The sequence below is a fragment of the Blastococcus sp. TF02-09 genome, assembly GCF_003319105.1.
In the GTDB taxonomy this organism is placed as follows: domain Bacteria; phylum Actinomycetota; class Actinomycetes; order Mycobacteriales; family Geodermatophilaceae; genus Blastococcus.
The window spans coordinates 285,582-304,060 of the sequence record NZ_QOHH01000004.1; the positions used below are offsets into that span (position 1 = coordinate 285,582).

Below are 18,479 nucleotides of genomic sequence, written 5' to 3' on the forward strand. Positions count from 1 at the left end.
CTCCGGCTCTGCGCCGCTGCTGGACGCGCACTGGTAGTCCTCACGGCCTCGGGCCGAAAACCGCAGTCGGCTGACCGCTCATGAGCTCGGGAGTCGCGCTCGTCCGACTCGGCGTGACGGTCGGGTGACGAACGGCTTCGTTAGGTGTGGAGTGGTTCGGCATGGAGCATGTACGTCATCAGTCGCTACCCGGAGGTCGCAGTGCTCGGACTCATCGCGTTCTTGTTGATCATCTGGCTGGTCTTGATCATCATTGGTGCCGTCGTGAAGGGGCTGTTCTGGCTCGTCGTGGTCGGAGCCGTTCTGTTCGTCGCCACCGCAGCCCTCGGCTGGGTGAAACGACACACAAGCGCGTAACTCCGCACCGCAAGTACGTAGCTCCGGAACTGCGCGGTCACCCTCTGGCTCAGCGTTGAGGAAGACATGTCCCAGCAGTCGAGCCAGTAGCGGCAAGTAGGTGGTCTTCGACTACTGCAGGATTCCGAAGGAATACCAGAATTGGGCCTCGTGTCCGGGTCGGTGGTCGGTCTCCGCCCCCGGGCCTGGTCGAAGTGGCCTCCGAGACCTCGGCGCTGTACACGTGGGGTGCAGAGAAGAGCCGGCCAGCTCACCGTCCTCCGGTCGGCTGCCTGACCGAGGAACCGCCGGCCGGGGCCACTTCCTCGCCCGGATGCGCGCCGTCGTCCTCTTTGTCCGGGCCTCCCTGGAGCATTTTCTTGCGGAAGCGCCAGACCAGGCCGAGCGCGGCCAGTTCGACGGCGGCGGCACCGGCGGCGATCCACTGCTCGGTGTAGAAGAGCAGCACGTTGACGACGGTCAGGGCGAGCAGCAGGGCACCCTGGCCGAGCTCCACGCCCCGCCGGTCGCGGCCGCGCGCGATCTGGACCGCCGCGACGAGCAGCAGGGCGCCGACGACGAGGTCCAGACCGACCCGCAGCAGGAGCAGCGTGACGCCGATCCCGTCCTGGATGTTCACCCGGGCGTAGTCGTTAGCCGCGTCGGCGAGACCGGTGGTCGATCCGTCCTGCAGGTCGACGCCGAGGTACCCGACGACCGCGAGATCGCCGACTGCCACGATCCCCAGCAGGGTCAGTGCCGCCACGGTCAGCCGGCGCAACCGCGCGCCGACGAGGTGCCGGTCGGCCCACCGGTCGAGCCGGTCGGCCAGCCGCCGGAGCCGTCCGGGTTCGTCGATGCCGCCGTCCAGCGCCCCGCTGCGGGTGAGTTCGAGCAGGTCGCCGGCCAGCCGCGATAGCCGTTCGGTGTCCGAGCTGCAGGCGGACTCGAGGCGGCGCTCCAGCTCCCGGCGGTCGTCCCGGGAGAGGTCGCGGTCCACGACGTCGCCGAGCAGCTCGAGCGCCGCGTGCAGTTGGGAGCGGGGCGAGTGGTCGCGCTGACCGCGGACCCGGAAGTAGACCCATAGGGCTAGCACGAAGACGGCGTAGGCGACCGGGGCGGCGGCGTCGAAGAAGTAGTCGTTGTCGTCGGTGATGAACTTGCCGATCTCGTCGACGAACAGGCCCGCTCCGACACCGGTGAGCAGAGCCGCCCAGGGCAACGCCGACCGGTTCTTAAGCACCAACGGCAGAATGCCGCCGACGAACAGCAGGAGGCCGCCCCAGACGGAGTGGGCGATGTGCAGGGTGCCCCCGCCGACGGTCGGGTAGCCGGTCAGCTCGAGGTAGAGCCGGGTGATGACGATCGAGCCGCCGAAGCCCAGCAGCGTCAGGAAGAGGTATTTGTCGGCGTCCAACCGGCGCGCGAGGTGGTGCAGACGGCGGCGGACGACGGAGAGCACGGTGGGGTCTGCCCGCCCCAGGGTTGGTCGAACCTCGTGTCAGGACGGTGGTCAGGTGTGCTCGGCCAGGAACGGACGGGCAGCCTGGGCCAGCGCGTCGGGGGAGGAGAAGACGAGTCCGTGCGGGGCGCCGGGAAGCACCACCAGTTCGCCGTCGGAGAGCAGGTTGGTGACGCGATCTGCCCACCACGCAGAAACGACCGGATCACGCTCACCCCGCACGACCAGGGCGGGGTGGCGGAGACGGCGCAGCCGGTCGGTCGCATCCGTCTGCATCGACTCAATCAGGGTCCGCCACATGCGCCAGGGCCCGGCCCGGAGGTAGTCCGAGACCGCGATAGGCAACAGGCTCGGTGCCTCCCGCGGCGCATCCGCCAGGAGTCGCAGCGCCTGTTGCCACGGCTGGCGAGCTCGTGGATCGCGGCTGGGACTGCCCAGCACGAGACAGGAGACCCGATCCGGGTGGCGGTCGGCGACATGCGCGGCGACCTGGCACCCCAGGGAGTGGCCGAACAGGCCTGCGCGCTCCAGCCCCACCGCGTCCATCCAGGTGACGAGCGCATCGGCCAGTTCCGGCAACGTGAGCGGGCGTGCAGGGCGTGTGCTCCGCCCGAAGCCGGGCAAGTCGGGCGCGAAGACACGGAAGTCCTCGGCCAGTAGACGCTGCACCGGGAGGAGGTAGCGGCCGGACATGCCCAGCCCGTGCACCAGCACCACGTCGCCGCACACGGATACAGCGGTGTCCAGTTCATCGGCCGAGGGGCCCAGCAGCCGGGTGTGGACTCGCCACGGCCCCACTGGGACCCAATCCAGCGTCACGTAGACCTCGATTCGTGGGCAGTGGGACTGCCCGGACTTCAGTTGACTCTGATCGGTAGGGCGGTCAGGCCGCGTGAGCGGCCTGGGTGAGTGTCTCGAACTCGCTGGCCAGCCCCAGGAACGCGAATAAGCCGACCAGCACGAACCCACAGACACCACCGGCGACCAGGATCGCCGGTGACCACAGCGGGCGTACACGTTGCCGCGGACCGCCAATCTGTTTCCCCAATCGCCTGCGCCCCGACCAGCAGCGGACACGCTGCTCAGCGATGCTCCCGAGGCGCGGCTCGCGAATAGAGCTGCTGGTGGTGCGCAGCCCACCGGCAGCTCCCAAGACCGCCGTGACTGTCAGGAGGGCGATCCTTGCGGTGCGGGCGAGTCTCATTCAGGACACCCACCGGTCCGTGCTGGTCCCTGGCACATCACCTGCGTTCACGGTCTCCTACCGGCGTGTCCGGCGGTGGGGTGCGGAGAAGCGAGCGACTTCTGGCTGATCAGCGGGCGCAGCCGGCGGCACGACCGACCCATCGCCGTTGTGGCTGCCGCGGTAGGCCGATCGGACGGGGCTCGCGCCGCGATGACGACCCGTCTGGCGGAGCCTGCGCGCCTGTCGTTGCGGGCGGCGATTGCAGCCCGACCGTGCGCGGCGGCGGATCCAAGAGCCACCGCATGCCGACCACATCGAACAGGTGCGTGAGCCAGGAGCCGATCGCTAGTAGCCATGAGCGGGTACGGCGGGGAGAGGACACAGCTCGACGTCCCCGCGCAGATCCGGACGACACGAACGGGGACGACCTGACCGCACCGACCCTGGACGCCGACCCGTGGCCGGTCCGCGAGCCGTTCGTCGACCTAGCGGCGTCTGCCACCGCAAGATTTGTCTTCAGCCTGTCCAACGGCTACCTCGGTTGTTCGGGGCCCGCTCGACGAAGTCGAGCCCTGAACCACCCGCGGCACTTACCTGTCCGGAGCCTTTGAGGCACATCCGCTGTCACATCCCGAGGGCAGATACGAGCATCCGAAGGAGGGGCAGGCGACGGGTAGGTTCGCGAAATGAGTCCTCTCCGGCCAGTAGTGGCCGTCGTTGGTCATCGTCTGGACCCCGAGCACTATCGGGTTCGGGACTTTCTGACCCGAATCGCGCAACCATTCGACTGGTACGAGGCCGGTTCCGAGGACGCTGAGCAGCTGTTGGGTCGCCACGGCGCGACTGGGGAGCCGCTGCCGGTGGTGATCGACGGGGACGCCAGCATCGTCGCCGCGACGGCCGCGGTTCTCGCTCGTGCCTGGGACGTGCCGACGATGCCGTCGCGCGCTCACTACGACGTGGCCATCGTCGGAGCGGGGCCGGCCGGTCTGGCCGCGGCTGTGTACGCGGCGTCGGACGGTCTCTCGACGCTGCTGGTTGAGAGCGAGGCGCCGGGTGGGCAGGCGTCGCACACGGCGATGATCGAAAACTTCTTCGGCTTTCCTGAAGGCATCGGGGGGGCCGAGCTCGCACGGCTGGCGTGGCGCCAGGCCGTCGGCTTCGGCACCGACCTGGTGCTACTGCGTGGCGTCGTCGGCCACGAGGTCGTCCCGTCCGGTGACGTGCGGTTCGACTTGGCCGGCGACGTGTCGGTGACCTCGACGATTGCGATCGCCGCCCCGGGGATGGAGTGGCGTCGGCTGAAAGTCCCGGGGCTGGAGGAGCTGCTCGACCGCGGCGTCTACTACGGCGCCGGGCGCAGCGAGGCGTTCCACTGCGGCGGCGAGGACGTGACCGTGATCGGAGCCGGCAACTCCGCCGGGCAGGCGGTCCTGGAGCTGGCCAAGGCGGGAGCGAGGGTGACGATGCTCGTGCGCGGCGAGGATCTGAGCACGTCGATGTCCGGGTATCTCGTGGACCGGATCGAGGCCGACCGGCGCATCGACGTCCGGCTGGGCTCACAGGTCACCGAGGTGGATGCCGAGGCCGAACGGCTGAGCCGGGTAACGGTCGAGGACAGTGGCGGAAGGATCGAGCAGCGTGCCGCACAGGCGATGTTCGTGTGCATCGGCGGTGTGCCGCGCAGCGGGTGGGCGGCCGGTGCGGGGGTGCAGACCGATGCTCGCGGCTACGTTGTCACCGGCCCCGATCTGCTGGCGGCGGGCCGACGTCCCGCGGACTGGCCGCTGGAGCGTGACCCGTTCACCCTGGAGACCAGCGTGCCCGGCTTCTTCGCCGCCGGTGACGTGCGCAGCGGCAGTACTAAACGAGTCGCCGGCGCGGTCGGCGAGGGGGCCATGGCAGTCGCGCTCGCGCATCGACGCCTCACCGAGCTCGAGGGGCTGCCCTGACTCGCGGTTCTACGGCGGCATGGAGGATCGCTCGGCGGCCACCCGAGTCTGGACGGCAGGAGCGACGTCGCCAGCGAAGCGACGCAGGTCGAATACGGATGGTCCTGGAGCGTCACGAGGTCCAGGCCGACCCGCTCGCCGAGAACGGCGAGCCCCACGGTCGCTGCTGGGTCGGCGTTCGTCGGCGTCAGGAGGATCCGAACTGCACGGGGAAGCCGTAGTCGATCATCGCCGACCACACGTCGCCGTGCGTGATGCCATGGGTCCCTCTCCTCGTGTGGTGCTCGGCGTGCACCGGACACGAGACACCCGCCGGGCGTTGGTCAGGGACGCGGGATGTTGCGCAGGTTGGCGCGGGCCAGGTCGATCATCTTGCCGACGCCGCCGCCGAGGATCTGCTTGGTGGCCGACAGGGCGAAGCCGCGAACCTGCTCGCCGGTGATAGCCGGCGGGATCGACAAGGCGTTGGCGTCGGTGACGAACTCCATGAGCACGGGCCCCGGCTGCGACAGGCCGGTTGCCAGGGTGGTGCTCACCTCCGCTGGGTCCTCCACGCGCATCGACGGGATGCCGACGGCCTGCGCGATCGCGGCGAAGTTCGTCGGCTCGTGGTCGGTCTGGTAGTCGGGGATGCCGTCGACCATCATCTCCAGCTTCACCATGCCGAGCGACGCGTTGTTGAACAGCACGATCTTGACCGGCAGCCGGTGCTGCCGGACGGTGATGAGTTCCCCAAGCAGCATCGCCAGGCCGCCGTCCCCGCTCATGCTGATCACCTGCCGGTCGGGCGCTGCGAACTGCGCGCCGATGGCGTGGGGGAGGGCGTTGGCCATCGAGCCGTGGCGGTAGGAGCCGATGACGCGGCGCCGGCCGTTGGGGGTCAGGTAGCGGGCGGCCCAGACGTTGCACATGCCGGTGTCCACGGTGAACACCGCGTCATCGGCGGCCAGCTCGTCCAGCTGCGCCGCCACGTACTCGGGGCGGATGGGCCGCATCGTCGTCACGCGGTGCGTGTATGCGTCGACGACCCGTTCCAGCGCCTCGGCGTGCTCGCGCAGCATCGTGTCGAGGAACGCCCGGTCGGATTTCTGCTCCGCTAGCGGCAGGAGGGCTCGGACGGTCTCGCCGACGTCTCCGTGGACGGCGACCTCCAGCGGGCTGCGCCGACCGAGGTGGTCGGCGTTCGCGTCGACCTGTGCGGTCCGCCGCTGGGGCAGAAAGTTGGCGTAGGGAAAGTCGGTGCCCAGCAGCACGAGCAGGTCGGCCTCGTGGGTGGCCTTGTGCGCGGCGCCGTAGCCGAGCAGGCCGCTCATCCCGACGTCGTAGGGGTTGTCGTACTGGACCCACTCCTTGCCGCCGAGCGCGTGACCGACCGGGGCGAGCACCTTTCCGGCCAGCTCCATCACCTCGTCGTGGGCGTCCCTGCACCCGGCACCGCAGAACAGCGTGACCGTGCGGGCGCCGTTGATGGCGTCCGCCAGCGCCTGGACCTGCTCGGCCGCCGGCACCACCGGTGAAGGTCGGGTGACCATCGCGGTGGTCGTCGTCGGGCCGCCGGACTTCGCGGCGGCCAGATCGCCGGGCAGGACGACGACGGCGACCCCGCGCTTCCCCAGTGTGGCCTGGATCGCCACCCGTAGGGCATGCGGCATCTGCGTGGGGGTGACCATCTCGCACCACAGCGAGCAGTCCTGGAACGTCCGCTCCGGGTGGGTCTCCTGGAAGAAGCTGGTCCCGATCTCCTGCGACTGGATGTGCGAGGCGATGGCCAGCACGGGCGCGCCATTGCCGTTGGCGTCGTAGAGCCCCTGGATCAGGTGCGTGTTGCCGGGCCCGCAGCTGCCCGCGCACACCGCCAGACGGCCGGTGATCTGGGCCTCCGCCGCAGCGGCGAACGCGCCGGCCTCCTCGTTGTGGACGTGGACCCACTCCATGCCCTCGGTGCGGCGGACGACGTCCACGATCGGGTTGAGACTGTCGCCGACGATTCCGTAGATGCGCCGGGCGCCGGCATCGCGCAGCATCTGGACCAGTTGCTCGGCAACGGCGGGGTGGGCCATGGGGACGCTCCTGGGCACGTGGCGCTGGTTGTCTGGAGCCGCCCATACCCGTCGCCCACCCGGGCAAGCGGCAGGCCCGGCCCGGCTCGTCAGCCGCCCGGCCTGCGCCTGCGTCTACGCCTCCCGTCCTTCGACTCCGGCGCGTCAGCGTGTACCGATGGCTACCAGTTGCCAGTGCGGGTAGTAAGCCTCGACCCGTCCGGCATCCGGTGGCCGGTCAGTGAGCGAGGAGGACTTCCATGCCTGCTGTCACCGTCGAGGACATCACCGTCCTGCCGCGCATCCCGGTGCCCGACCCGGCGCTCGCTCGGCAGCGCGCTCCGCGCAGCGTTACGACGGCGCCCCGGGGGTTCGAGGGCGAGGGCTTTCCGGTGCGGCGCGCGTTCGGGGGAGTTGACCTGGCCGATCTGGACCCGTTCATCCACCTGGACCAGATGGGCGAGGTCGACTACGGGCCCGGCGAACCGAAGGGCACGCCCTGGCATCCGCACCGGGGGTTCGAGACGGTCACCTACATGCTGGACGGCGTCCTTCAGCACAACGACTCGCTGGGTGGTGGCGGGGTCATCTCCGACGGTGACACGCAGTGGATGACCGCCGGTCAGGGAATCCTGCACATCGAGACGCCGCCGGAGGAAATGGTCGCCAGCGGGGGCTGTTTCCACGGGCTGCAGCTGTGGGTGAACCTCCCGAAGGCGCAGAAGTGGATCGACCCCCGCTACCAGGATCTGGCCGGGGATCAGGTGCGGCTGCTGGCCTCCGACGACGGCGGCGCGCTGGTTCGGGTGATCGCTGGGAACCTGGCCGGATTGCGCGGGCCCGGCCAGACCTACACCCCGATGACGATGGTGCACGCGACGGTGAGCCCGGGGGCACGCATGGTGCTGCCCTGGGAGCAACACTTCAATGCGCTGGTCTACGTGCTCGCCGGCCGCGGCACGGTCGGCGCCGAGCGACGCCCGCTGCAGATGGGGCAGCTCGCCGTCCTCGGCGACGGGGACGCGATCACCGTCGCCGCCGATGCGACGCAGGATGGCCGGACGCAGAACATGGAGGTGCTGCTGCTCGGTGGCCGGCCCATTCGCGAGCCGGTCGCGTGGGCGGGGCCGTTCGTGATGAACACCGAGGCCGAGGTGCGGCAGGCATTCGAGGACTTTCAGGCCGGCCGGCTCGGGCAGATCCCCGCCGTCCACAACGCCCCGACCGACCTGCTGGTCACCGAGACCGACTCGCCGCTGGACTGATGAGCAGCCGGTCGGAGGCGACGGCCCGTCGCCGGGTGGTCGACAACCCGGAGCGGCAGCGGTACGAGATGTTCACCGACGGCGAGCTCGCCGGGTTCGCCGCATACCAGCGGACCGACGAGCTGATCGTCTTCACCCACACCGAGATCGAGCCACGCTTCGAGGGGCAGGGGCTGGGCGGGGAGCTGGTCGGCGCGGCGCTGGACGACGTCCGCTCTCAGCGACGGCCGGTGCTGCCGCTGTGCCCGTTCGTCCAGCGGTGGATGGACCGCAACCCGGAGTACCACGACCTCGACTACCGCCGACCCGAGAGCCGGGTGACCGACTGACCATCGTTTCCAAGGCGAGCGTCGGCACAGGGCCCGAGTACCGATCACGGGACGTGGACGCAGCCGGCATCGCCCGTCGGCTTCGGTCGCGGTCGGGCTCCGAGGGCGGCAGACTCGGCGGATGCGTGCGGAGACCGACGGTGGGACGACCGATCCAGCGGGGAAACGGTCCGGTCGATGGCCGCGGTTGCGGGTTGCGGACTGGATCGACACCCGCGACACCCTGCACCTGTGGTTGCAGATCGTCGGGAAGGTCCGGATGGCCCATGCGCCGATGCTCAACCACTGGTGGCAGACCACGCTGTACGTCAGCCCGCGAGGCCTGACCACCTCGGCCGTGCCGTACGCCGACGGCAGCTTCGACATCGAGTTCGACTTCATCGAGCATCTGCTGCGCATCCGGCACAGCGACGGCCGGCAACGAACCGTGGCCCTCGAGCCCAAGTCCGTTGCCGAGTTCTACGGCCAGACCATGGCGGCACTGGACGAGCTGGACATCGAGACGCCCATCCACGCCAGCCCCAACGAGGTGCAGGAGGCCATTCCCTTCGCTGAGGACCACGTCCACGCCTCCTACGACCGCGCGGCCGCCCATTCGTTCTGGCGGCAGCTGCTGCAGGCCGACCGCGTGCTGGAGGAGTTCCGGTCCCACTTCGTCGGCAAGGTCAGCCCGGTGCACTTCTTCTGGGGCGCGATGGACCTGGCCTGCACGCGGTTCTCCGGCCGGCCGGCCCCACCGCATCCGGGTGGCGCGCCCAACTGCCCGGACTGGGTCATGGTCGAGGGCTACTCCGGCGAGCTGTCCAGCGCCGGCTTCTGGCCCGGCGGGGGTGAGGAGGGTGCGTTCTACGCCTACGCCTATCCGGAGCCGGCCGGCTTCGCCGAGCAACCGGGGCTCCCGGAAGGCGCCTTCTACAGCCACGAGCTGAGCGAGTACCTGCTGCCCTACGAGGTGGTCGCCGAGGCAGCCGATCCGGACGCGACGCTGACCGAGTTCCTGCAGGCGACCTACGAGGCGGCCGCCGTGCACGGGCGCTGGGATCGTGCGGCGCTGGAGGACGACCCGAGTCGGTTAGACCACCTCAAGCAGTAGGTGGCGCCGGTGCGAGCCGCACTCGCCCGGCGGTGCGACGTCGACCTTGGACAAGTCCTCGCAGACAACCTCCACAAGATCGAAGAGCGGTATGTCCGGCCGCCGGCACCACCGCCGCACGTCCCTGTCCTTCAATCTTCGCCTGATCGGCCGCGCAGACGCACCGACCGGTGGCCCGGCGCCCGAACCCGTCTGGCTGGGCGGCGGGGCCATCGTGGCGCCCGGGTGACCATCGGGGAGAACTCTGTCGTTGACGCCGGCCGACGGCCGGAGGGCTGTGCTATCTAGGTTTCATCTGAGGACGAGCAGCATGGGTGCGCCTCCAAACCAGTCGGACGCAGCTCACAACCTGCCCAATCCCTACGCGCAGCGGAGCGAATGCACCATGGGCTCGCGCGTGGCGAGCGACGCACTTCCGGCCGCGGCATTGGACAACCCTTACCGGTCGAACAGTCTCGGCCGGGCCCTCGCGGACGCTGGTGGACCAACCCTGCGCGTCGCGCCAGACGCTTATCCGTTGTCCACGTCGACGACGTTCCGTATCATCGGAAGCGGTCGAGTCGCCGGCCGATGAACGACACCCCCCACGTGGGATACGGCAGCTTCTGCCAATTCGTGCCGGTCAAGGCGAGGAGACTCAGTGTCGATGTCCGGGTGCCTTCCGATTGTCGAACTTATTCCGTTCACCGTCCGGCTCGATCTCGCCGGTGGACGACTTGAGGTCGACGGGCGGCTGGACTACCGCACCGCTCATCTGGTCCATGACGCGATTTCGGCGTTGGTGCATACGCACAACGAGAGATGGGTGATCGACGTTAGTCGAAGTGCTGGAAGCGACACTGCCTGCCTGCGCCTACTCGGCGTCGCCTATCGCCGCGCGGTACGCCACGGACGGCAGATCACGCTGATTGGCGCCTCACCATCGCTGCAGCAGGCGCTGAGCCGGTTACGCCTCAATCATCACCTCACCTCCTCGGAGGTGAGCTGACCGCTGTGCTCGGCGGGCAGACTCGTGGTCCCGGCTTGCCCACGGTCCCTCGCCGAACCCTGCCCGTCCGACCGCTTCTTGACGTTGGCAACAGGGGCATGGCCGCAGCAGGCGCTGCGCGGTGTTTCGGGCACCGGTTCGACCTGGAGAACGGCGCCGGGTATCCCATCTACTTGCACGCGAAGGTCACTGCGTGGGAAGCGCCAATCTCAACCGATGGTTGTGGACCTACGACTTCGAAACTGACCGCCGCGATCCTCGATGAGCAGCCGGACGTGCGGAGCCGGTCGATCCGGGTTGGGTGGGGAAGGTGCCCACATGTTCGCCCGCCAGTTGCGCCTGGGCCTGATGCGCGAGTACCTAGGGCGAGCCGAGGGGGGGCGACGCCGACCTGCTAGACCCGGACGGCGCGGCGCACGAGTTCTGACGATCGGCCGACCAACTCGAGGACTGGTACGGCGCAGGGTGCGTCGGCCCACGTCCAGTTGGGCAGTTGCAAAGTCATCCCGCGCATGCCGGCGGGAGATGCGCCGGCGGCTGATCAGGCCGATCTACGACCTGGCCTACGACCCTGACGGCCTGCGACTGCGCATGCGACCGAGTCGCGCCTTCTGATCGCCGGGCAACGCGGCCGGCAGGATCGCCAGTCTGCGGCTGGTCCTCTACCCGCCGGTGGTCTGCCTGGGAGCGTCGGTGCGGTGGGTCTCGGTGGTGCTGCCGGGCTCGCGAGGGGGCCCGTATCCCACTGACGTGCCGTCGGTGATCTCGACCTCGTCCTCCCACGGCACCTGGTAGCGCCCCGCGGCCAGGTCCGTCATGTAGGTGTACGGGCAGTCGGTCGCGCCACCGCGCACGGCGACGTAGCCTCGGTGGCCGAGCTGGTAGATGTTGTTTTCCACGCCCCAGCCGCGGCGGGCTTCGTCGGCGCGCGCCGGAACGACTTCGCCGGTGACGATCCGGTCTGGAGAGTTGTCGCCCTGCTCTAGGACGGTGCCGTCGACATCGCAGATCATTGCCTCGCCGATGGACCAGATCCCTGTCGCGTCAGCTCCGGTCAGCGCGACGGACGCGGTGTACGCGAGATTGGTGAATGCGTTCACCTGGTTGGTAATCCGCCACGAATGGCGGATCGGATCGGTGTAACCCGCGGTGCGCAAAATAACATTGGCACCCTTGTACGCCGCCTCACGCGCCATTTCCGGCAGGTTCCCGTCATGGCAAATAATCAGAGCCAGCGTCGACCCCGCCGGCCCGGCGCACACCGGGATGCCGACGTCTCCGGGCTCCCACGGTTCTAGAGGAACCATCGGATGCATCTTGCGGTAGTACAAGACGATCTCCCCGTCGGCGTCGACGATGATCCCACTGTTGTAGGGCGCGCCGTCGGGGTTGCGCTCCATCAGGGAGAAGCACCCCCAGACCGAGCTGTCCGTGCACGCTCCGCGCAGCACTTCGACCTCGGGTCCGTCGAGGTCGCACAGCAGATCGTCTCGGAGCCAGCTTTTTGGGTTGAGCCCGTGGAGGCCGTACTCGGGGAAAACGAGCAGATCGAGGGTCGGCATGCCGGCCTTGGCGCCAGTCACCATTCCGGCGATCTTCTCGGCGGCGGCCTTCAAATCGGCCGGCTCATTGACGATCGGCACCTGCTGCTGTACCAGTCCCAGCACCATCGCGCCGGGGGAGGGGTTCAGGCCACCCAGACCGGTCATGCCTCGTCGCCCCTCAGTCCTCGTCGACGTTGTTCTGCAGGACTTCGCCCGAGGCTGCGTCGATCGTCACCTCGTGCTTGGTGTTGTTCGCCTCGACGAGATCCGCCTCCCACACCGTCCGGCCGGCCTCGGAGTCGAGGTCGAGTTCGGTGATCTGCGCGCCGGGGACTGTGGTGCGCATGATCTCGGCGGCGGCCCGGTAGTCCAGTTCGGCTGCGGCGACCCGATCGCGATGCTTCGCCTTGTCCGCGTCGCTGTCGGTCTCTGCGGTGGGGCCATCAACGACGTCACCAGTTTCCGCGTCGACGTCCACCTGCTGCTCGGTGCCGTCGCTCGTGACGACCTGCACCTCCCAGATGGTGCCGCCCCGCTCCGTCTCGATCGTGGTCACCGTGCTGTCCGGAACGGCCTGCAGCGCCGCGGCACCGGCGTCCTCCAGGCTGACCGAGGGGCCACCGGCCGCCGAGGAAGACGAGGACGGAGAGTTCGACGACGTTGCGCTGCCGGAGGCCGTGGTGGACGGTGCCGACGAGTTGGTCGAACTCGACGACTCCGACTGCCCGGCAGAATCCGTCGTCGACGAGTCATCGCCGCAACCGGCCGCGGTCAGCGCGATGATCGCCGCCACCGGTAGAACGACCCGATTCGCGTGCCTCGGCCGGTGGTGGAGTATGCCGCGGCGGTGGGAGAGCGGTGTTTGGGAACGAGACGAGAGCATGGCGATGCACCTGTCTTTCCAGAGGTCGGAACAGGAGTACGGGATACCCTCACCGCTTCGGCAGCACACTCGGTCGACGGCTCGGCGTGTCAGCTCTCGTCGTCCCATGCGGGCGTCGATGCGTTCCGGGGGCTTCGAGGCGTCCCCGGCGTACTGCGTCCGGCGGGCCCGTTCCGGATGGAGAACTTGATCAGGGCGCGGGGGCTCGCCGGGACGAGCATTCTTGAGGGCATGGACATCACCGAAGTGATCTTGGAGCAGCACCACCAGCAGCGGCGGATGTTTGCGGTCCTCGATGAGATGCCGCGTGACGACACCACTGCCCTCGCCGCGGTGTGGGCACGTCTGGCGGTGCTCCTCGGGGTCCATGCCGAGGCGGAGGAGCGGTTCTTCTACCCGCGCCTGCTGCGGCTGGGGAAAGGCACACCGGACGGCGATGTCCACGATGAGGTCGAGGAAGCGGTCAAGGACCACAACGACATCCGCGACGCGGTCCGGGCCGCCGATGCGCACGAGGTGGGCAGCGACGCCTGGTGGACAGCGGTGTGGGAGGCACGCAAAGCCAACGACGACCACATGGGCGGAGAGGAACGCGACGATCTTCTTGACTTCCGTCGTCACGCTGACCTGCAGACCCGTCACGACATCGCCGTGCAGTTCCTGACCTACGAGTCTCAGCATTACGCGGGCATTCCTATCCGGGACAAGGACCCCGAGCGGTACATCAGCGACAACACCTGAACTGTTACCTCGGCGCGCGGATCCGCCGGTTAGTCGGCGCATCTCGTGTGGACCCGCGTCGCTCTGGCGGGCGACGACTGCGGGCCTACGCTGACTGTGTGACGGCGGCGCGTGACAGCAGCCCCTATCCGCGCTGGCTCGATCGCGGCGCCGGCCTGGCTGCCCGGTTCCTGGTGATCCTCATCGCGGTTGCCGCAGTGCTGTGGCTGGCCCTTCAGGTGACGGTCGTCAGCACCGCCGTGGTGCTGGGCTTCGCGGTGGTGTCGATGCTGTGGCCGGTTGCCCGTTGGCTTCGCGAGCACCGGGTGCCGCCGGTGCTGGCCGCCATCATCAGTGTGTCCCTGCTTCTCGGCGCGTTCGTTCTTCTGCTCTGGTTCGTGGTCTCCCAGATCGTCGCCAACATCCCGGGACTGGTGGCAGCGGGTAGGTCATTGGTGGACTCGCTCACCGACTGGGCAGCCGACTTGCCGGTGACCGACGACTCTCCGCTGGCTCGTCAGGTCCTTGCGGAGCTGGAGGCCTCGGTCGGCGGGCTTCTCAACGGCGTCGGTTCCGGGCTCCTCACCGGCCTGGACGCTCTCAGCAGCCTTGCCACGGTGCTCGCCATCGCCTTCTTCTTCGCCATCTTCGCGCTCACCGGCGGTGACGAGTTATGGCGGCAATTCCGTGGTCTGCTTCCTGAGGACAACCGACAGCCTGCCACCGATGCCTTCCGGGCGGTCATGGCCACGACCGGCGGGTGGTTTTACGCCTCCACGCTCACCGGCCTGATCGACGGCATCTTCATCGGTGGCGGGCTGCTCGTGCTGGGAGTGCCCCTGGCGGTTCCCATTGGCGCGCTGACCTTCGTCCTTGGGTACATCCCCATGATCGGCGCCACCCTCGCCGGCGTCGCCGCCGTGGGCGTCTCTTTCGTCGCCGGGGGTTGGAGTACCGCCCTGTGGGCGCTGGTCATCGTGCTCGCAGTCCAGCAGATCGAGGGCAACGTGTTGTCCCCGCTGCTCTTGTCCCGGGCGGTCAACTTCTCGCCGCTGGTGACGCTGCTGCTGACAACCACAGCGGGGCTCGCGTTCGGCATCGTGGGCTTGTTCCTCGCCGTCCCCGTGGTCGGCGCCATCGTGGCGGCGACCATTACCTACAGCCGGAGCACCCGCGACAACCTGCCCCACCCGCCAGCACTCGATCGCCACTTTCCAGCCGGCTCGACCGCCGCGCCACCTGTAGAACCAGCACCCTGACTCCGCGCTTCGCTCACAGGGGCTCTGCCTCCCCAATACCGAGTTCGGTCCCGCATGAGCGGTCCTCTGCGATTTCCTGTGGTCTGAGGTAGATCGTGGAGGCGGTGACGTCGCTGCCGAAGGCCTGCGGGTCTGCCGCTTCCGCGGGCGAGGTCTCCTCGGGGCGGATGGAACGGATCTGGAAGCGGATCACCCGGGTGAACTGACAGTCATCGGCAACCGATTCGATGCTGAAAGCCACCGGTGGCCGTGCGCTACCCCGCGCGATGTTGTCCAGCCCCCCGGCACCGGTCGAGCCTTCGACGAGGTCGATGCCGGCGTCACCTTGGACGTCGGCGGGATCGTTCTGCCGGTGCACATGGCCGGCGTTGGTCTGCCGGATCCGGTCTCCGAGCAGCTCGCGTGCTTCGCCGGCCATCACTGACCCGTGGGCGGCGAAGATGTCGAGGAACGGGCGGTCCTCCTCATCCTCGTCGGTCACATCGGCGAGGGCGTCGTCAGTAGCCGAGCGCTGGAGGGGACCGGTGACCGAGCCGTCGTCCGAGCCGTAAGCCCCCGGGCCGCCGTAGGTTCGGGGATCGGACACCCCGGCGATGGTCAGGCCGTAGGCCTGCACCACCCCGGCGGTCACCTCGAAGCCGTCGCCGGTGGACCGCTTGTCGCCGAGCACCGTGACACCGGGAATCGAGCGCATCACGTCCACGGTGTCGGGCGAATCGTGGTTGCCGGCGATCCAGAGCATCGGGGTGTCCGCGGTGACCGCCCTCAGGGCGTCCAGGTAGGTCGAGGTCAGCTCGATCGAGGTGCCGAACTCGCTCTCGTCACCGGTGTTCACGATCAAGTCGACGTCGTAGCTGTCCGCATAGGCCTGCACCAGCGGATAGTTCGCGGCCAGGTGCATGTCCGAGATGAACATGATTTGCAGCGCCGTCCCGGCCGCCCGGTCATCGTCGATCTGCTGCTGCAGGGACGCCTGAAGGCCCACGATCGAACCGAGGACGTCGAACACCTTCGACTGCTGGGTGTAGTAGTCCGCGAGCTGCCCAGGGAACAACTGGGCTGCGGCCAGGGTCCCGGTCAACCGTGACTGGCGTGCCCAGTCGGGGTTGTAGGTCACCCAGCCGTACACCGCGACGACCACGACGACGGCACCGGCCGCGCCGAGCTGGCGCACCCGGTGCCGTAGCTCGTCCGGCCGGCGCGGTCGTCTCCGCAGATAGCGCATGGACATGTTGATCGCAGCGGCGGCGAGCAGGCCGAGCGCGAGGCCGAGGACCACTTCGGCGACCAGCCAGGCGGCGATCCGCGGCAACTGCTCGGCAGCGTCGGCCTGCAGCCGCTGCGCGAACCCCGCCCGGTCTTCGCCGGCCGCCCGTGCGAGCTCGAGAACGTCGATGTCCTCCGGCGTGATGTGCACACCGAACGGCAGCCCGCTCAGGTCCGGGAAGACCCAGCTGCCCAGCGTCGTCTCGGCCGAAAGGCCAGGCCGGGTGAGGAGCGAGCCCTCCACCCGAAAGGGCACGCCCTGCACAGTGGCGTGATACGGAAAGGAGTGCAGAAGGGCAGCCGCGCCGGCGAAGGGAAGGACCAGGCGCAGCGTCCAACGGACCAGGCCGGCGAACAGGGCGGCCAGCACTGCGGGCGCCCGTCGGGCCAGGCGCGCGGCGCGGCTGTCGCCACGAACCAGCGTGTCCGGACGCGCCGCTTCCGGGTCCGCGTCTGGCCGCTCGTCGTCGTTCCGGTGTTCGCTGGGCTGCACGCAAGCATCATCTCCGGCTGGCCCCCACCCGGCTCATCCACAGCGAAGTATGTGCTCGGGTGCCAACTCAGAACCGCCATCAGACGTCATCGCGGCACGCATACCCACGGTGCGTTGGGACGGCGGAGATGTGGCCCCACAGCGTCTCGACGGCGGCGCGCGGCGCCCTGCCAATGAGGTGGTCGGAGCTTTCCCTTTCGGGGCGTCACGTCCTTACCGGCGAGGGTTCGCTGTCCCGGCCAGGCCATCAGGACGGCGAGATGCTCAGGCGAACGGGGGCCCCAGGTTGCGGCACGACACGTAGACCGCCGCTGCACCGGCCAGCCCTCGACGGCGTCAACCCAGCCCACCTTGCCGAAAAGCTGCGCCACGTGTGTACGACCTACGACTTCTCGAGCAGGGGGGACCTCGGCCGTCGTGGGGTAGTCAGGCGGTGGAACCCCGCAGCGAGCGGAGGACGTACTGCATGATCCCGCCGTTGCGGTAGTAGTTCGCCTCGCCGGGGGTGTCGATCCGGACGCGGGCATCGAAGGTGATCGGAGCACTCGACTTCGACTTCGCCTCGACCTTGACGATGCGGGGGACCGAGCCGTCGTTCAGCGCGGTGATCCCGGTGATCGAGAACTCCTCGTCGCCGGTCAGGCCCAGCGACTCGCGGTCCTGGCCCTCGGGGAACTGCAGCGGGAGCACGCCCATGCCGATGAGGTTCGAGCGGTGGATGCGCTCGTAGCTCTCGGCGATGACGGCCTTGACACCCAGCAGCGCCGTGCCCTTGGCCGCCCAGTCGCGCGACGAGCCCTAGCCGTACTCCTTGCCGGCCAGCACGACCAGCGGGATGCCGGCGTCGATGTAGGCGCGGGAGGCGTCGTAGATCGTCGTCGTCTCGCCGGTCAGGTGGTTCTTGGTGACGCCACCCTCGGTGCCGGGCACCAGCTGGTTGCGCAGCCGGATGTTGGCGAAGGTGCCGCGGATCATGACCTCGTGGTTCCCGCGGCGGGAGCCGTAGGAGTTGAAGTCACGCCGGTCGACGCCGTGCTCGCGCAGGTACTTGCCCGCGGGGCTGTCGGCCTTGATCGAGCCGGCCGGCGAGATGTGGTCGGTGGTCACCGAGTCGCCGAGCACCGCGAGGGTGCGGGCGCCGGTGATGTCCTCGACCGGGGCCGGCTCGGCCGGCATGCCCTCGAAGTACGGAGGACGGCGGACGTAGGTGCTCTCCGCGTCCCACTCGAAGGTGTCGCCGGTCGGGGTGGGCAGGTTCTGCCACTGCTCGGTGCCGGCGAACACGTCCTCGTAGCTGCGGCCGAACTGCTCCGCGGAGACGGCGTGGTCGATGACCCGCTGGACCTCCTGCGGCGAGGGCCAGATGTCGCGCAGGAAGACGTCGTTGCCGTCGGCGTCCTGCCCGAGCGGCTCGTTGTTGAGGTCGACGTCCATCGAGCCGGCCAGCGCGTAGGCGATGACCAGCGGCGGGGACGCCAGGTAGTTCATCTTGACGTCGGGGTTGATCCGGCCCTCGAAGTTGCGGTTGCCCGACAGGACCGAGACGACGGCGAGGTCGGCCTCGTTCACCGCGTTCGACACCGGCTCGGGCAGCGGGCCCGAGTTGCCGATGCAGGTGGTGCAGCCGTAGCCGACCAGGTAGAAGCCGAGCTTCTCCAGGTACG

At 68.9% G+C, this 18,479-nt stretch carries 15 protein-coding genes and 1 pseudogene; 8 read left to right on the plus strand and 8 right to left on the minus strand.

The window, feature by feature from the left end; all coding sequences use genetic code 11:
- The first annotated feature begins 168 nt into the window (after positions 1-168).
- Positions 169-357: a hypothetical protein gene (locus DQ239_RS08785; RefSeq protein WP_113834013.1), complete on the plus strand. Its 189-nt coding sequence runs from the start codon at positions 169-171 to the stop codon at positions 355-357.
- A 250-nt stretch (positions 358-607) separates the two neighbouring features.
- On the opposite strand, the gene DQ239_RS08790 is transcribed toward DQ239_RS08785, so the two are convergent.
- Positions 608-1,798 (minus strand): hypothetical protein, encoded by a 1,191-nt coding sequence (locus tag DQ239_RS08790; RefSeq protein WP_158544810.1) that lies wholly within the window; start codon positions 1,796-1,798, stop codon positions 608-610.
- 51 nt (positions 1,799-1,849) lie between these two features.
- Positions 1,850-2,617: an alpha/beta hydrolase gene (locus tag DQ239_RS08795; RefSeq protein WP_113834015.1), complete on the minus strand. Its 768-nt coding sequence runs from the start codon at positions 2,615-2,617 to the stop codon at positions 1,850-1,852.
- 1,053 nt (positions 2,618-3,670) lie between these two features.
- Between DQ239_RS08795 and DQ239_RS08805 the strand changes: the two genes are divergently transcribed.
- Positions 3,671-4,936: an NAD(P)/FAD-dependent oxidoreductase gene (locus DQ239_RS08805; RefSeq protein WP_113834017.1), complete on the plus strand. Its 1,266-nt coding sequence runs from the start codon at positions 3,671-3,673 to the stop codon at positions 4,934-4,936.
- A gap of 323 nt (positions 4,937-5,259) precedes the next feature.
- Here the strand turns inward: DQ239_RS08805 and DQ239_RS08810 are convergent, their stop codons facing one another.
- Positions 5,260-6,996 (minus strand): pyruvate dehydrogenase, encoded by a 1,737-nt coding sequence (locus tag DQ239_RS08810; protein WP_113834018.1) that lies wholly within the window; start codon positions 6,994-6,996, stop codon positions 5,260-5,262.
- A gap of 239 nt (positions 6,997-7,235) precedes the next feature.
- On the opposite strand from DQ239_RS08810, the gene DQ239_RS08815 reads away from it, so the two are divergent.
- The 4 genes from DQ239_RS08815 (at position 7,236) to DQ239_RS08830 (ending at position 10,650) form a co-directional block, all read left to right on the plus strand.
- On the plus strand, positions 7,236-8,240 hold the full coding sequence (locus DQ239_RS08815; protein ID WP_113834019.1) for a pirin family protein: 1,005 nt from the start codon (positions 7,236-7,238) through the stop codon (positions 8,238-8,240).
- Complete coding sequence (locus DQ239_RS08820) at positions 8,240-8,569, plus strand: GNAT family N-acetyltransferase (RefSeq protein ID WP_113834020.1); 330 nt, start codon at positions 8,240-8,242, stop codon at positions 8,567-8,569. Before DQ239_RS08815 ends, DQ239_RS08820 begins: the two co-directional genes overlap by 1 nt.
- Before the next feature lie 187 nt (positions 8,570-8,756).
- Positions 8,757-9,662 carry a DUF5996 family protein gene (locus DQ239_RS08825; RefSeq protein ID WP_199582787.1) on the plus strand — a complete coding sequence of 302 codons (906 nt, stop codon included), beginning with the start codon at positions 8,757-8,759 and terminating at the stop codon, positions 9,660-9,662.
- 646 nt (positions 9,663-10,308) lie between these two features.
- Positions 10,309-10,650: an STAS domain-containing protein gene (locus DQ239_RS08830; RefSeq protein ID WP_233488962.1), complete on the plus strand. Its 342-nt coding sequence runs from the start codon at positions 10,309-10,311 to the stop codon at positions 10,648-10,650.
- Between the two features lie 662 nt (positions 10,651-11,312).
- Here the strand turns inward: DQ239_RS08830 and DQ239_RS08835 are convergent.
- Positions 11,313-12,359, minus strand: coding sequence for a formamidase (locus tag DQ239_RS08835; RefSeq protein WP_113834023.1), 1,047 nt, complete (start codon positions 12,357-12,359; stop codon positions 11,313-11,315).
- Between the two features lie 13 nt (positions 12,360-12,372).
- Complete coding sequence (locus DQ239_RS08840; protein WP_113834024.1) at positions 12,373-12,987, minus strand: PepSY domain-containing protein; 615 nt, start codon at positions 12,985-12,987, stop codon at positions 12,373-12,375.
- A gap of 321 nt (positions 12,988-13,308) precedes the next feature.
- Here DQ239_RS08840 and DQ239_RS08845 point away from each other — a divergent pair, with 321 nt between their 5' ends.
- Positions 13,309-13,818 (plus strand): hemerythrin domain-containing protein, encoded by a 510-nt coding sequence (locus DQ239_RS08845; RefSeq protein WP_113834068.1) that lies wholly within the window; start codon positions 13,309-13,311, stop codon positions 13,816-13,818.
- 98 nt (positions 13,819-13,916) lie between these two features.
- Positions 13,917-15,056, plus strand: coding sequence for an AI-2E family transporter (locus tag DQ239_RS08850; protein ID WP_158544811.1), 1,140 nt, complete (start codon positions 13,917-13,919; stop codon positions 15,054-15,056).
- 13 nt (positions 15,057-15,069) lie between these two features.
- On the opposite strand, the gene DQ239_RS08855 is transcribed toward DQ239_RS08850, so the two are convergent.
- The 3 genes and pseudogenes from DQ239_RS08855 to DQ239_RS08860 form a co-directional block, all read right to left on the minus strand.
- On the minus strand, positions 15,070-16,815 hold the full coding sequence (locus DQ239_RS08855) for a metallophosphoesterase (protein ID WP_233488958.1): 1,746 nt from the start codon (positions 16,813-16,815) through the stop codon (positions 15,070-15,072).
- A gap of 426 nt (positions 16,816-17,241) precedes the next feature.
- The gene (locus tag DQ239_RS21275) at positions 17,242-17,511 is read right to left on the minus strand and encodes a hypothetical protein (protein WP_304542453.1); all 270 of its coding nucleotides are present in this window, start codon (positions 17,509-17,511) and stop codon (positions 17,242-17,244) included.
- Positions 17,512-17,541: 30 nt separating this feature from the next.
- Positions 17,542-18,474, minus strand: a pseudogene (locus tag DQ239_RS08860) (aconitase family protein); the annotation flags it as partial.
- Positions 18,475-18,479: the final 5 nt, after the last annotated feature.

Coding starts and splice junctions, on each gene's coding strand:
- DQ239_RS08845 (WP_113834068.1), top strand. CDS start 13,309: ATGGACATCACCGAAGTGATCTTGGAGCAGCACCACCAGCAGCGGCGG.
- DQ239_RS08785 (WP_113834013.1), top strand. CDS start 169: ATGTACGTCATCAGTCGCTACCCGGAGGTCGCAGTGCTCGGACTCATC.
- DQ239_RS21275 (WP_304542453.1), bottom strand. CDS start 17,511: ATGGGCGTGCTCCCGCTGCAGTTCCCCGAGGGCCAGGACCGCGAGTCG.
- DQ239_RS08805 (WP_113834017.1), top strand. CDS start 3,671: ATGAGTCCTCTCCGGCCAGTAGTGGCCGTCGTTGGTCATCGTCTGGAC.
- DQ239_RS08830 (WP_233488962.1), top strand. CDS start 10,309: ATGTCCGGGTGCCTTCCGATTGTCGAACTTATTCCGTTCACCGTCCGG.
- DQ239_RS08810 (WP_113834018.1), bottom strand. CDS start 6,996: ATGGCCCACCCCGCCGTTGCCGAGCAACTGGTCCAGATGCTGCGCGAT.
- DQ239_RS08835 (WP_113834023.1), bottom strand. CDS start 12,359: ATGACCGGTCTGGGTGGCCTGAACCCCTCCCCCGGCGCGATGGTGCTG.
- DQ239_RS08815 (WP_113834019.1), top strand. CDS start 7,236: ATGCCTGCTGTCACCGTCGAGGACATCACCGTCCTGCCGCGCATCCCG.
- DQ239_RS08820 (WP_113834020.1), top strand. CDS start 8,240: ATGAGCAGCCGGTCGGAGGCGACGGCCCGTCGCCGGGTGGTCGACAAC.